Here is a 13,099-nt window from a genome sequence, read left to right on the forward strand (position 1 = left end):
GTCCGGCTTGAGGAACCTTATTGGCGCCAGGGCCCGCGCGAGTGAACGGTGAATGGTTGATAGGGTTCGGCGATGGAGCGAACACCCACGTTATCTACATCAATTGCAGAAAGGCCATTTGAATGGGCGATTGATCCGACCGTAAGCACATTGACTGCGCTCGATGGTTCGAGAATGCGATTTGCGTCGTTAGGCAGGAAGTCCGGATAAGTCGCAACGATACCGTCGCCAAGCGACGCGAGATAGCCGCCCGACGTGTTGCCGGCCGAGACGACAATTAGGATGTCCAGTTCTCGGGCAAGAGAATCCAAAGTGGATGCCCATGCGCTGGGCTTCGCACCTACCGGGCGCTTGATACCGCCTAATGATATGTTGATAACACGACAGCCGAACTCATCATGCAGCCTGCGAATGGAGTTTTCCATTTGAGTTGGAACGAGTTCTTCGTCGTCGAAGCGTCCTTCTGCGTTTACAACTCGTGCGCTGGCGATGCGGAATTTCGGCTGAAAGGGTGCCTCTGACAGCCGCTGGCGAATGTTCCCATAGATCGCGATGCCCGAGGCCGGAGTGCCGTGGCGCCCTTCTCATCGCTATCGCCTAGGGCTGCCGGCTCGCCAAATGCCGCTACCCACTAACCCGCGATCAACGGATGAGCGGATGTCAGGCCGCTATCGATCACCGCGATGGTCAAAGCGTCTCGGTCGGCGGCAGCTACTTTCGGCTCGATCTCGCCGGCGGGAAGCTCGGGCCAGTCCGGAGTTGGAGGGCGATCAATCGCGGCGACCTCAGGCAACTCTAAGAGAGAGCGGATGCAGGGGCCCGAGGCTTGCACGCGCATCAGAAGCGCAGAGTTTCCCCGGTAGGAGCTAACTAGAGTTCCTCCTTGCTGACCTAGGATGACGCGATGGATAAACAGATCGGCGGTGAAGTCGGAAACGGGCCAAAGCTCGACATCGTAAGATTCAACCGGTTCCGGAATGTCGTCCGAGTTGTCATAGCCCTCTCGCCGCAGCACCGGGCCAATTCGGTCCGCTGCGTTGATTGTCCGGACGGCTTCAATGGCTTTAATTAGCGCCGCGCAGGGTTGGTTCTTCTGGTTTTCCGCTTTCTCGCCATTATAGGCTGTGACCCTCTCTTGGAACGCCCTGAGTTCAACGTCGTCGGCGAAAAGGATGAGCGTTTGGCCCGGCTCGTTGGCCAAAACCGTGAGACCAACTTTAACCCATTCCTCCTCGCTTAAGCGCGTCTAACTTCGTGATTTCAGCTTGCGCCTCTTCCTTTCGCTTTTCTAGTTCCAAGATTACAGTTCGCCTAGTGCAGCAAGTTGCGACAGCGCGTGATCACGTTCTGCCTGGATTGCCTTCGCATCCGCAACCAAGCTGCGCCCAATTTCGGCAAGCTTTTGCGTCTTTGCTTCCTCAGCGCTCAATCGCGCTTGCAGCTCATCCACTTCCGCCGATAGCGGTCAGGCAAGCTTTCGAGCTCCTAGGAAGGGGATGGACCTGCGGTTGCTAGATGTAGGCATCGACCTTCTTCGAATGAGTTTGGTCAGTAACCGTTTTGCTCTCCCAAACTACTAATGGTTGCAGCCTCGCGCAACTCGCCAAAGGTGCATGTTCTAAGAGGTCACTCGTGGCGTCGGCTGCGAGGTCCTCCCCCTCCACCCTCATCGATCCTGATGAAACCGTTCCGTGCCTTCCCTGACTTCATCGCTTCCGCGCCCGTGCGGACACAGCACGTTCGCCTATGCAAAGGCGCCTGCCGTTATCGCCCCTGAGTGAGTCATTTCGACTCAGGCATCTCTTCTTGCCGGGCGATCCTTTCGAAAAATGTGGTGACAACGCTACTCGATCACAAAATGTCAGTGCAGGAAGCCATCGACCAACCGCGGATCTTCGCTCGCAGCTATGTGCTGGAAGGTCGAAGGACAGTTCCGGCTGCGGTTATTAAGGGACTTCTTGCCTTGGGCCATCTTCCCAAGCGGGCGCCAAATCCACTCGGAACTGCGCAGGCGATATGGACCGACCGAAAACGTGGACTTCTCAGAGGTGGAGCTGACCCCCGTCGGGACGGTATTGCCATGGGCTATTGAGATCAAAGCAGAAAATTCCTTGTCCTTTCCTGTTGTCGGATCAAACGATGGGCTGCCGAAAACTAATCCTCGATGTCGAGCAGCGTCAGGTGTGTTGGAGCAATCACAAATGGTAGCAGCGCCCTCGGCCAGCAACTCCCGTATCATGAGTAATTGCGCTAACAAGACTACTCGATGCGCTTGCAAAAAACCGGGCGCGGCAACATCAGTCCCAGGGGAGTGACTTTCGACGTAGAGCTGCGTTGACCTTCCATCGCTCCGGCAGTGGGGCTTCAAGCCCTTATTTCCAGGAGCTCCTCGCGATAACGCAAATAAGCGCGCCACAAATTATTTCGGCGCGCAGCTCTACCTCCGTAAGATGGCGCTTCAACATCTGAAGCAAATTTTCCGTGTCGACGAACTCCCAAGAGACGGACAGAAGCCAACCGGCTGTCGTACGATCGCTGCAATCTGTGGCTTTTATATAAGTCCAATTCGCCTTTGGGATCAGAGATAGCAAAACCGCACCCGCGGTCATGCGAATTCTTCGTGGGACTACCAGACAAACTTCGCGCCCTCCGGCAGTTCGCAGACGAAATCTCCCTGGTTCACGACTTCGGTCGCCCCGGCCGCTAGCCTGGAGGCTCGCACGGTGAGCTTGCCTTCGCGGTTCAGACTGTGCCGAATGTATTCCGTAACAGGGTGTCCCGAGGTGTCCACGGTTTGATGCGCATTGGCGAAGCTGATGCCGTGCTGAGCGCTCACCCTGAAGGCGCTGAGAACCAATCCGCCCTGCACGGCCGGCCCGGGCTTGCTGCCGTCGATTGTGGTACAATGGCTGAGGTCCAGTATGAGCTTCACGTTCTTGCCGGCCTGCAGGGCGCCGAGCACCTCGGCATATTTCGGTGAGGGCTCATCGGCGTTAACGATCGTGCTCGCGCTTGCTGCCAAGAGCAACGACGACAGCAGGAACGACAGTCGTCTGCCACTGAACTGCATACGGTCTTCTCCTTCAAAAGATCGCGCGCCGCGCAAACCGAACGTGCCTGATGTCGTGTTCGCAACCAGTTCGCGGATTGACGACATCAGGCACGTTCGGTTTTGGACAAGAGCATGTGCCGCAACTGCTCGTAAATGGTTGGGAGACTAACCTAACGTCACAACCTCGTACGTAAGGATTTCCGAAGTGATGTCAGGATTTGTGATATCCTCTCTGCTGCTTCCGGGCTCGCGCTGTCAATCGTCGGTTGGTAAACTAACAAGACCGGTTGCTTGAGATGAATGCAGGCGGAGTTGCCCAGGTCTCAGGAAGGGCTTCCAAAAAATGCCTGTAAGCAATGGGTCCGCACGTCCCGCGCCACGGCTCATGTCTCGCACTCACACACGCGCACAGCGGAATTGGATAACTGCGCGTGGCTAAAGGCTCCATCTGACTTCATCCATCGCTTCGCCCGGTACAGATATGCTGGTCATCGTACGAGCATAGGTTGCGCATGCGTACACCCAAAAGATGCCGCCTGGAGCCTCGCAGCCGCGGCGGCCGGGTGTCGCATCGTCCTACTGATGGTCGGTCGCTAAGATTGAGCGGGGCGGCACCGACGACTGGATCGGGGGATGCGCCGAGTCCGCCCCTACATCACCGGGAGGGGTGGTGATGTAACTTGAATGTAGCAAGCAAGCTGACGCTGCAGCTACTGCAACTATCTCATGCCAGCATGGCTTACGATGTGGCTTGAATCGTACGCAGGGTGAAGTTGTAGGCTGGGAGTTCGTTTGTGTTTTCCGTCTAGCAAAGATGAGTGCCGTGCTTAGATGACGGCAACGAGTGCAAGCAACGGATGAGACAGGGCAGATGTGGCGAAAGATATCGCCTGGAATCGAGCATCGATCAGCCAATTGAAAATCGATCCTGCTGCTGGTCCCACGCGCCCAACTCGACCAGCCCCGGTCAGCCGACCTCCTTCGAGCTCGACAGTGCTGCGGTCTCCTTGAATGGCATGATCGTTGCTTGAAAAGGGGACTCGGGCAGACAGGCCAGGCGATCGGGTGGCCAACTCTTCGAAAAGGAGATTGTGAGCTCTTGTTCCCGGGCCGGAGCGAAGTTTTGGGCGGGAAGAAAGCCTTGGGCCGGAGCGGAATTCAGCCTGGGCTTACGTCTGTACGACAAGGAGCCGGCTGCACCAGCTCCGTCCGGAGTCTGACAGGGGCGCACAAAGTGTGAGATCTAAGACGTCGCCCGCGATTGCGAGCTATCGAAGCGCAATCACGCCCTTATGCTGGCGAGGTGCGCTGGCACGACGCTTGCTCGTTCACACACGAGGCCAATGGAGGCCAATGGAAGGAGCTGAACATGAGCAGTTCGACAGGATGCTGGGCTGGGGGCGAGAACGCGCCGATGCCCAGCGAAGAAAAGACCAAGTCAAAAGAAGTTTGTGGCTCTTCGACCGGCGGTCGTTTTGGAGCCACTCCGCAGGATGCCAAAGTTGCGGCAAGAGCGGCCTAACCGTCTTGAAGAAACCAGGTGCACTACTGCGGTTTAAACAGGGCCGAAACTGCAGTACCGCTGACCTCGCCCTGCCCCTTGACGGCAGGGTGAGGAAGCGACCTCTGCGTTACGTCTCAGAGACTTGCTAACCGCACGGTTGCTCATTGGCTTTTCTGGAATGAATTGGGTGACTGGAATTGGACGTCCTTTGCGGCAAATTAGGCGACCTCAAACTACAGGACCGAGTAGACTTTGCTGTCGGATGAGGCGCCGCTCCTCGGCACTGCAGCCGCGGATGTCCTTCTCGATGGCGTAAAGCGCGGCGATGTGCTTCAGCGCCTCACTGGCAATCGGCGCCGGGCCAAGGGTAGCGAGTTCGTAGAAGTTACGCCGCATATGCGCCCAGAAAGCAAGCGCAATCTCGCCCCGCTCGGCGAGCTTGGCGTAGCCGGCATATCCGTCCTGCAGGATTCCCTTGAAGCCTGCCAGATGGGCGATCGGTCGGTCGGCTTTGCGATCGGGAGCGTAGACGTAGGCGACGCCTGGCGGATCAGCGCCGCCCCACGGCAGCCGACCCTGAGTCTGATTTTCGCAATTTGATCGTTCCCCAAGCTTCGAAGAGCCTTGATGGAAAATTTGCGGCTTTATCCTCCCGCGTGGATGCAAGGCAGGCGCTTACGAAAGGATCATCTCATCAACGAAATAAGGATTCCTCAGGGGAGCGCGGTGATGGTTTGTACATACTCATTGGCTGGGATCGTCCTGATGTGTTCTTGCCGGACAGGTTTAATGAACCTTCGACCTTGACAGAAGATGCCACGTGCCATTCGGTGGAGGGCCCAAATCCGTCCCGCGTCTGGATTGTCGTTTCCGATTTTGCAATTGATGCTTGCTTACAAGATCAGACGGTTCCGTTTCTCAGCGCAAGAGATGCGATGTAAGCCTCGTGGGCTAGTCGGGCTGAGGTGCATCCGGGCCTCTCAAATTGGACTCTTGATAGCGGAGATCGTCTGAGAAAATGGGAGTTTGGGGCGCGCCATGGGCTCTCGTTCGCCCTCGGTCGGCGATACGCTCAATATCTTTGTCCGATCTCACTGGTCGCGATGGCTGCGCAACCGGATGGTCATCGCAAATCTGGCGGTGGTCAGGGCGCTGGTTTCAAAATAGGCTTGGACTTGGCATGGTGGTTGACGCGGCTGAGCCGTTATCCGCATGTACCGTTCGGTCCCTCCAGCGCAATCTTCAAGCATGTGATCAACGTTGGCGTGGTAAACGGTTTTGCAAGAAAACTGATCGCGCCCGCCTTGATGGCGCGAGCACGGACTGCTTCATTGGGGAAGGCCGTGATAAATATGAAAGGCGCGTTATGGCCGAGGCTGCGCATATGCCCGAGAAAATCAAGTCCGTTCATGCACGGCATCTGGACATCGGTGATCACGCAGGAAGTATCGCGCAATTCCGCCGAGTTGAGAAATTCATCAGCGGAGACAAAGGTGTGGACGATGTACCCGTACGACGTCAGAAGGTTGTTTGTTGCGTTGCGAACTGATGGGTCGTCGTCGACGATCGAGATAACGGAAGGCATTGACAAGATGATGACTGCCGATCGGGGAACTGCTTGCCGCGGTTGCGGCTGCAAATTTTAAGTTGGGGGCGCGGCGCAGGATTGAAAATCATACTTAGGTTTGTACGTCCCCTTTTGGACGGGAAATTCCGAGCGCTTCACTCATTTTTATGAGATCGGCCAACGATTTCGCGCCCATTTTGCGCATGACTTGCCCGCGATAGATCTTGACCGTAATTTCCGCAAGGCCAAGCTCGCCCGCCACTTGCTTGTTCAATAGGCCGGATGCGACAAGTGACAAAATGTCGCGCTCGCGCGACGTCAGACTTTCGAAGCGGGATCGCAACTCGGAGACCGTTTTCTCGAGATCGCGTCGCTTGCGATCTCGTTCGATTGCGGCTTGGACCGCGTCGAGTAAGTCCTGCTCGCGCACCGGCTTGGTCAGGAAGTCCACCGCACCACTCTTCATGGCCTGGACGGTCATGGGAATGTCGCCGTGACCTGTGATAAAGATAATGGGTGTGTGGATATTAGCCTTGGCAAGATCGGACTGAAGCTCGAGGCCGCTCAATCCCGGCAGACGGATGTCCAGCACGAGGCAACTCGCCGCCTTGGGCGGGTTGGCTTGCAAAATCTCCGCCGCCGAGCCGAAAGCCTCGACCTGAAGCCCGACCGATTCAAAGAGATTTGTGAGCGCCTGCCGCATAGAAGCGTCGTCGTCGACGACCAAGACAATCGCTTCATCAGGACCTGTGCGCGATCGCATGTCTTGCGAGAGCTCCCTCATGATGCATCCTCTGGATGCAGGCGCACGATAATCTGAAATGTCACGCCAAATCTCCGGTTAGAAAGTGCAAAGAAAGGTCTTGATGCCGCTCGCAACTGCCTGTGCGGCCGAATTCCCCAATTTCCTAATTTGAGCGCAGAACTTACCATTTTTCAACTATATGGGCGATTCGTTTGCGGCAAAAGGACGATGCAGGCCCCGCTTGGCCCCTGAGTAGACGAAGGTCTCGCTGCAAAACTGCACGAAGGTGCGACCCCTGCCGCCTGCGTGGCGCGAAGGCTCCGACCAGCACTCTGAGCCAGCAGGAGTGACTGCTGCATCATTGCTTTTGCAACGTGTCGGTCTTCGGCCCGCGGGCGAGGGCCGGGCGACCAGGTCAACGATCAGACCGACGCGCTGAAGGAACGAAGTGGCAGCAGCCACTCCAAAACTTCCCTCGAAGTGGATGGCCGATTGAAGCAAAATTCGCGACCAAAGACGGGGCCTGGGCCGGAGCAAAGGAACTGAAACAGCGCTTTCCCGGGTCCGAATTCATGATCCTCTGGCGAAGATTAAAGAGGAAGTCCAGCTTTCGCGCGCTTGACTTTTCCGTTTTTTTGCTGCGCGTGCGGTCTGGTGCCGCAGCGACCTCTCGTGAGACGACCCGCCTCGCGTCGACCGCTTGCTCACAAGGATTTGTCCCTCGCCGAACGCGCCGGGGTCAATCGCGCTCCGCGCCGACGAATACGGCCCCTCCTGCGGGACGTCTTGAAGACAACGACTGCGATCAATCATCCGCTCTCCTGTGAAGACGCTGCGCGGCTCCGACTGCATCCCTCATGGCTTTGCTGGCCTCGTCTTGCGCCACTCGGGTACATTCTCTTAACTGAATTGAAGCTCCACGCCTTAAGGGAGGTGGCTTTCCGCGTTCTTGCCGGATGCCTTAAGACAGAGGCGCGCAAGATGCGGACCCGCGATCTTACGTGAAGTGTGTTCCTTCGTGGTTTGAGGGCAGAGTATGACGGGCGGTCGTTTTCCGCGACTGTTCGAAGGCCGGGGGAAAGCGAGGCTCCGACCAGCCGCGAAGAATCCAATGAACAAGCGTTTGATCTCCCATTCACCCTCAGACGACACTGCCCTCAAGCGCTGGTACTGAGCAGTACTGGGCTCTGACGTAGGAAGGCAGGCGCATCAAGCCAACTGCGAAAGGAGTGTGGTGACATTTTGCAGCCCAACCTTCTAACGGTCGGTGCCGGAGAGAGGGATGCGTCGAACTCCTGAACAGCTTGCCCCAAACGATTGCAATCGAGACCAAGCATCCTGATGACGGCTGTTGGATTTGCGACATGCTGTCAAGGCCGCGACACGACGCTTCAGCAAATCGCCTTCTAACTCAAGTTCTTTCGCATTGGCATGAGTTTTGAACAGAAGGAATTGTTCAGGATAGAAGCCCAAACATTCACAGTGGTGACCGATGATACTAACAACCGTATGTGTGCAACGTTGCTTCGGGTATTTTAGCGCCCGTAACCGCAGATGAGGGATTTGCTCCCATCAGTCGGGGAGCAGCGGGTAGGCCGAAGCCTAATGCCAGATGCATCGCGTTGACGCGGGGCGCCCCCCATCGTCTTGCGCAAGTCCTGATGTGAGATCGCTTCGGCGATCAACGCGAATTCGGAGCAGGGAGGCTAATCCTCCTCTCTGTGAAACACAGGTTGTTGGGCCGGCAAAGCAAACCGGACAGCGTTATTTCTATGGACAAACGAGTCGAAAAAACACGGTTAGATTTCCAGCATAAACTGACCACACGGAGGGAATACCATCTACTCGCGGTCGAACTCTCCGAACTTGCGAAGCTCGCATGGCCGATGGTGCTGACGCAGCTTGGGCAGGTCGCGATGATGACGACCGACCTTGCCTTGATCGGGCGCATCGGACCTGATGCCCTCGCTGCGGCAGCGCTGGGTGCGTCGATCTATCTTATTGGCTTCACTCTCGGCGTTGGTATGCTGGCGCCGATCGCGCCCCTGGCAGCCCAGGCGTTCGGGGCGCAGAACCTTGCCGCGGTAAGACGCACGCTGCGCATGGGACTCTGGGCCGCGCTGCTGCTATCGCTTCCCATCGTGGCGTTTGCCCTGCACGGACAGCATATTTTGCTCGCTTTCGGCGAGGCACCCGACGTGGCGCGGCTCGCGCAGCAATACCTCTTCGGATTAGCTTTCGGAGCGCTGCCAGCACTTTTGTTTCAGGGTTTCCGCAACTTCATGGCCGCGGTCCACCGACCGCAGCCGGCTTTGTGGATTACGCTTGGGGCCATCCCCGTCAATGCCCTTGTGGCTTATGTCTTGATCTATGGGAAGATGAGCCTGCCGCCGCTTGGGCTATTCGGTGCCGGCCTTGCGAGCTCCTTCGTGAACTTAACGATGTTCCTCGCCGTTTTGTGCTTCGCCACAATGTGCCGCCCATTCCGTGACTATCATGCGCTTGCGCAATTGTGCCATTTCGATCGGCTCATTATGCGACGGTTGATCGTGACCGGGCTTCCGATCTCGCTTATTGTTTTGCTGGAATATGGATTGTTTTCGGCTGCGGGGCTATTGGCAGGCCTGGTCAGCATCAGCGCACTCACTGCCCATCAGATCGCATTTCAGATCGACTTGATGCTGTATGTAGTTCCCTTAGGCATCAGCACGGCGGCGGCCGTGCGCGTCGGTCATGCAGTCGGTCGCGGTGACGGTCCCGGCGTCAAAAGGGCAGGGCTGATCGCTCTACTGCTGGGCATTCTGGCTGCTGCGATACTCACGATCGCGGTCGTAGCGATGCGCTTTGAAATCGCCGGCCTGTTTCTGGACCAAACGACTATCGATGCGAGTGCGACCACAGAGCTAGCGGCTAATCTACTTTTGATCGGCGGGAGCTTCTTTATCAGTGACGCCGCGCAACACATTGCGGCGGGCGGTCTGCGCGGACTGAAGGACACCCGCGTCCCGCTTCTGATCGGTTGCATAGCCAATTGGCCGATCGGCTTCACCCTTAGCTACGTGCTTGGCTTAAAGATTGGGCTTGGTGCCATTGGTATCTGGATTGGATTATCGATTGGGACCAGCGTCTACGCCGGCCTTCTCGTTCTGCGTTTTCTGCTGCTCGCGAGCAGGTTTGCAGTTCAGAGGTGTCCGTCAATCTCGTAAGTCAGGCTGTTGGCCAGCCAGAATTCCTGGAACAGTCAGATTAGCTCATGCCCTTACTAAGCGAGCCTGCCGGTTCGAAAGATCATGCTAGTATCGGCTTGTCTTATCCATTTGGTCCATCATTTATCGCGGCATCGAACCCATTCATTATACATTTGGCCGACAAATCAGGCAATGGCGCTCGAAAAAACTAAGCCGCCCTTCCGGCCAGATCCTTTTGGCTCCAGGGAGCGGAAGCGACCGAGTGCCGCCGTCTCTCCGCTATGGGCATCTGATCTCTTGCGGTCAATCTCGCCTGAAGCGCTTTATTCCCGATTCGGTCGGCGGCCGCGCCGGCAGCTCAGCAGTCACTCCTCAGGACCATGCTTATAGTCCATCTTGGGACAGCAGTCGGTGACATATTCCGCCGAAAAGAGGAGCTATGCCGACGCCTGCGGCTACTCCGCTACTCCTTGACGCCAGCCCGGTATTTGAGTGCCTTCGCTTACAAGGCGCCTGAAGCATTTGAAATGAAGTCGCGCCAGGCCAGCGTTGACCAAACCGGGAGGCGACAGCATTCCGGACGGCAGTGCGCCGCGAATGCGGCATTCGAACCATGCAAAATGCCTGAGACAAGCATTGTCGGGAAAAAAAGCCGAGACCTCCATGTCCCACCAGTCTCAGAGCGCCGATTGCGCAGCGACCGGCATTCCCGGCATTTGAGAAGCTTTGTCTATGTCCTCGTATGCGCCGGGCTCGAGCGCCTGCCGTATGCCGGATACGAGAGTAAGCGCTCAGCCAATACCCTGGCTCCGGCATTGAGTTAGATGTGCGAGGAAGCTCCGGCTTGAATGGAGGCTTGGGACGGGATTGGTCGGCAAAAGATGCCTATTTGGACAGCTCAACAGTTGGGCCTGGAGCAGTCAGCCGGCTTGAAGTGCTTGATGGATCGTCCGAGCGTCGCGTGTGGTCAGGCCGAGCGGGCTCGGATCGTCGCCGAAAGTCTTCTGCCCGGCGCTCAGGTGGCGGAGGTGGCACGCAAGCACGGAGCGACGCGCTCGCAAATTTACGATTGGCGACGGCGCTTCCGACAGCGCGGCGAATTACCGTCGCGCGAGGCTCCGCAGCCGCCGTTCGCGCCGATGGTCGTGGAGGGGGCGTTAGAGGAGCGTCACGCTCCGGCAGTCAAGCTCGAGATCGCGATTGGTGACGCCGTGCGGACGGACGGGCGATAGATGGGGAGCAGCTGTCTCGATTGACCCGCGCGGTGCGGGCGTCACGATGATTGTCCCCGGCTCCCAACTGAAGATTTGCATCGCGACGCGGCCCGTCGACGGCACGATGGGCTTGCTGCGAAGGTGCAGGAGATGCTGGTCTCGATCCGTTCAGCGGTGCAGCCTGCGTGTTCCGGTCGAAACGGGCGGACCGGATCAAGATGGTGTGGGATCGAACGGGCCTGATGCTGGTGCACAAACGCCTCGAGGGTTGCAAGTTCGTGTGGCCAAAGATTGCGGGCGGCGTGATGCGGATATCGCCGGCGATGTTCGCCGCGCTGTTTAACGCCTGGATTGGCGGTTGATCCGCCCGGAGGAAGCGCGGCGATCCACAGATCGCTGGCTAAGTGCGGCAGAATGACTCTGTGCCGAGTTGGGCATGCCGCCGGCGGCGCAGATGGGCCCGACATGGCGCATGAGCACCGCGACGCTTCGCGACGAGAATGAACAGCTGCGGGCGCCTTTAGCGCAAACGCAGGCAGCATTGAGCGAACATCAAGCGGCGCTGGCAAAGTCGGGAGAAGCGCGACGCCCGTTGGAGGTCATTCTCGGCGAGCTACACCGAGAGAAGTTCGGAGAGAATTCCGAGAAGCTGCGGCCAAATCAAGTATCATTTGCCGCTCGAAGACGTGGAGATCGCGCAAGGCGTCCTGGACGCGGCCCCAGGAGAAGGCTGCGCCGGTCATCAGGGGCCGATCGCTTTCTGGATCGGATCAGGACCGCCATCGCAATCGGGGCTGCTTGCCCGCCCATTTTGCCTCGGGTGGAGCGGATCCTCGAGCCTGCGAGCATGTTCTGTCCGTGCGGTTGCGGCGCGATGACGAAGACCGGCGAGGACGTCAGCAAGTGCCTTGACGTGACCGCGGCAGAATGGCGCGTGCTGGTCACGCGCCGCCCCAAATACATCTGCCGCCGCTGCTCCGGCCCTGTCGTGCAGGCGCAAGCGCCGGAGCATGTCGTGCCTGGCGGACTACCGACCGCAGCGGCGATTGCGCAGGTGATCGTCCCAAGATGCGACCATAAGCGTTTTACCGTCAGGACGGAGATCGATGCGCGCCAGGGGATCCGGCTTGATCGGGCGACACTGGGCAACTGGTCAGGCCGCGCCTGCCCCCATCTGCAGCCCGTTGCCGATCGCATGCGGCGCCATCTGGCAGCGGCGGATCGCCTGTTCATGGATGAAACTACGGCGCCGGTGCTCGATCCCGGGCGTGGTCAATACGGCACCGAAGCCATGGCACGCGGTTCATGCCGGACATTAGGCTGGCCGCACGCAAGAAACACTCGCTGCCCTCGTCGAGGCGTTGAATCCGTGGTTCGAGAAACAGCTGTCGATGATCTCCAGCGGCTCGACGCTCGCTGATGACATCCGCTACGCGCTCAATCATTGGCAAGGGCTGACGCGCTTCCTCGATGACGGGCGGCTCGAGCTCGACACCAATCCGGTTGAAAACGCGATCCGGCCGATCTGCTTGACCAGAAAAACGTACTCTTTGCTGGTCATGAGGTCGGGGCCGAAAACTGGGCCTTGCTCGCATCCATCGCGGCAACCTGTAAGCTCAACGACGTCAACCCGGTCGCCTACATCGCCGTACGCTCACGGCGATCATCGCCAGCCACCCCAAAGCAAAATCGACGACTCAATGCCATGGCGGTCCCGCAAAACGTCAAGCCAGCATCAATAGGGTGGCAGCTAAGCGCTTACATACAAATTAGGTCGCTCTCACACAATCGCGCCCAGAGTGCGCCAATGTCCTTGGCAAGCTCCGCTT

Annotated in this window: 8 protein-coding genes and 4 pseudogenes; 6 read left to right on the forward strand and 6 right to left on the reverse strand. The window is 58.0% G+C overall.

The genetic code is table 11. From position 1 onward, the window contains the following. Positions 1-17: 17 nt before the first annotated feature. Both NLM15_RS08680 and NLM15_RS08685 read right to left on the reverse strand, forming a co-directional pair. Positions 18-569 (reverse strand): annotated as a pseudogene (locus NLM15_RS08680) (S8 family serine peptidase); the annotation flags it as partial. A 62-nt stretch (positions 570-631) separates the two neighbouring features. Continuing rightward, on the reverse strand, positions 632-1,201 hold the full coding sequence (locus tag NLM15_RS08685) for a hypothetical protein (protein WP_254116527.1): 570 nt from the start codon (positions 1,199-1,201) through the stop codon (positions 632-634). Between the two features lie 633 nt (positions 1,202-1,834). Here NLM15_RS08685 and NLM15_RS43995 point away from each other — a divergent pair. Then, positions 1,835-2,092: a gamma-glutamyltransferase gene (locus NLM15_RS43995; RefSeq protein ID WP_375166937.1), complete on the forward strand. Its 258-nt coding sequence runs from the start codon at positions 1,835-1,837 to the stop codon at positions 2,090-2,092. A gap of 534 nt (positions 2,093-2,626) precedes the next feature. Here NLM15_RS43995 and NLM15_RS08690 read toward each other — a convergent pair. Both NLM15_RS08690 and NLM15_RS08695 read right to left on the reverse strand, forming a co-directional pair. Further along, positions 2,627-3,157 carry a VirK family protein gene (locus NLM15_RS08690; protein ID WP_254116528.1) on the reverse strand — a complete coding sequence of 177 codons (531 nt, stop codon included), beginning with the start codon at positions 3,155-3,157 and terminating at the stop codon, positions 2,627-2,629. 1,651 nt (positions 3,158-4,808) lie between these two features. After that, positions 4,809-5,123 (reverse strand): annotated as a pseudogene (locus tag NLM15_RS08695) (transposase); the annotation flags it as partial. A gap of 93 nt (positions 5,124-5,216) precedes the next feature. Here NLM15_RS08695 and NLM15_RS44000 point away from each other — a divergent pair. Beyond that, positions 5,217-5,363 (forward strand): hypothetical protein, encoded by a 147-nt coding sequence (locus tag NLM15_RS44000; protein ID WP_375166830.1) that lies wholly within the window; start codon positions 5,217-5,219, stop codon positions 5,361-5,363. A 397-nt stretch (positions 5,364-5,760) separates the two neighbouring features. Here the strand turns inward: NLM15_RS44000 and NLM15_RS08700 are convergent, their stop codons facing one another. Both NLM15_RS08700 and NLM15_RS08705 read right to left on the reverse strand, forming a co-directional pair. After that, positions 5,761-6,141, reverse strand: coding sequence for a response regulator transcription factor (locus NLM15_RS08700; RefSeq protein WP_375166938.1), 381 nt, complete (start codon positions 6,139-6,141; stop codon positions 5,761-5,763). 94 nt (positions 6,142-6,235) lie between these two features. Continuing rightward, the gene (locus NLM15_RS08705) at positions 6,236-6,907 is read right to left on the reverse strand and encodes a response regulator transcription factor (RefSeq protein WP_254116530.1); all 672 of its coding nucleotides are present in this window, start codon (positions 6,905-6,907) and stop codon (positions 6,236-6,238) included. A gap of 1,733 nt (positions 6,908-8,640) precedes the next feature. On the opposite strand from NLM15_RS08705, the gene NLM15_RS08710 reads away from it, so the two are divergent. The 4 genes and pseudogenes from NLM15_RS08710 to NLM15_RS08720 all read left to right on the forward strand — a co-directional run bounded on the left by NLM15_RS08710 (position 8,641) and on the right by NLM15_RS08720 (position 13,012). After that, positions 8,641-10,074 (forward strand): MATE family efflux transporter, encoded by a 1,434-nt coding sequence (locus tag NLM15_RS08710; protein WP_254116531.1) that lies wholly within the window; start codon positions 8,641-8,643, stop codon positions 10,072-10,074. 923 nt (positions 10,075-10,997) lie between these two features. After that, positions 10,998-11,288, forward strand: coding sequence for a transposase (locus tag NLM15_RS08715; protein WP_254116532.1), 291 nt, complete (start codon positions 10,998-11,000; stop codon positions 11,286-11,288). A 146-nt stretch (positions 11,289-11,434) separates the two neighbouring features. Further along, a pseudogene (tnpB, locus tag NLM15_RS44005) lies at positions 11,435-11,632 on the forward strand (IS66 family insertion sequence element accessory protein TnpB); the annotation flags it as partial. A 110-nt stretch (positions 11,633-11,742) separates the two neighbouring features. Next, positions 11,743-13,012, forward strand: a pseudogene (locus NLM15_RS08720) (transposase). Positions 13,013-13,099 lie beyond the last annotated feature (87 nt).

Source organism: Bradyrhizobium sp. CCGB20, from assembly GCF_024199855.1.
In the GTDB taxonomy this organism is placed as follows: domain Bacteria; phylum Pseudomonadota; class Alphaproteobacteria; order Rhizobiales; family Xanthobacteraceae; genus Bradyrhizobium.

Bases quoted from the DNA above. Each gene is read 5' to 3' on its own strand.
- NLM15_RS08710 (WP_254116531.1), top strand. From the start codon at position 8,641: ATGGACAAACGAGTCGAAAAAACACGGTTAGATTTCCAGCATAAACTG.
- NLM15_RS44000 (WP_375166830.1), top strand. From the start codon at position 5,217: ATGCAAGGCAGGCGCTTACGAAAGGATCATCTCATCAACGAAATAAGG.
- NLM15_RS08715 (WP_254116532.1), top strand. From the start codon at position 10,998: ATGGATCGTCCGAGCGTCGCGTGTGGTCAGGCCGAGCGGGCTCGGATC.
- NLM15_RS08705 (WP_254116530.1), bottom strand. From the start codon at position 6,907: ATGAGGGAGCTCTCGCAAGACATGCGATCGCGCACAGGTCCTGATGAA.
- NLM15_RS08700 (WP_375166938.1), bottom strand. From the start codon at position 6,141: ATGCCTTCCGTTATCTCGATCGTCGACGACGACCCATCAGTTCGCAAC.
- NLM15_RS08690 (WP_254116528.1), bottom strand. From the start codon at position 3,157: ATGTCGTCAATCCGCGAACTGGTTGCGAACACGACATCAGGCACGTTC.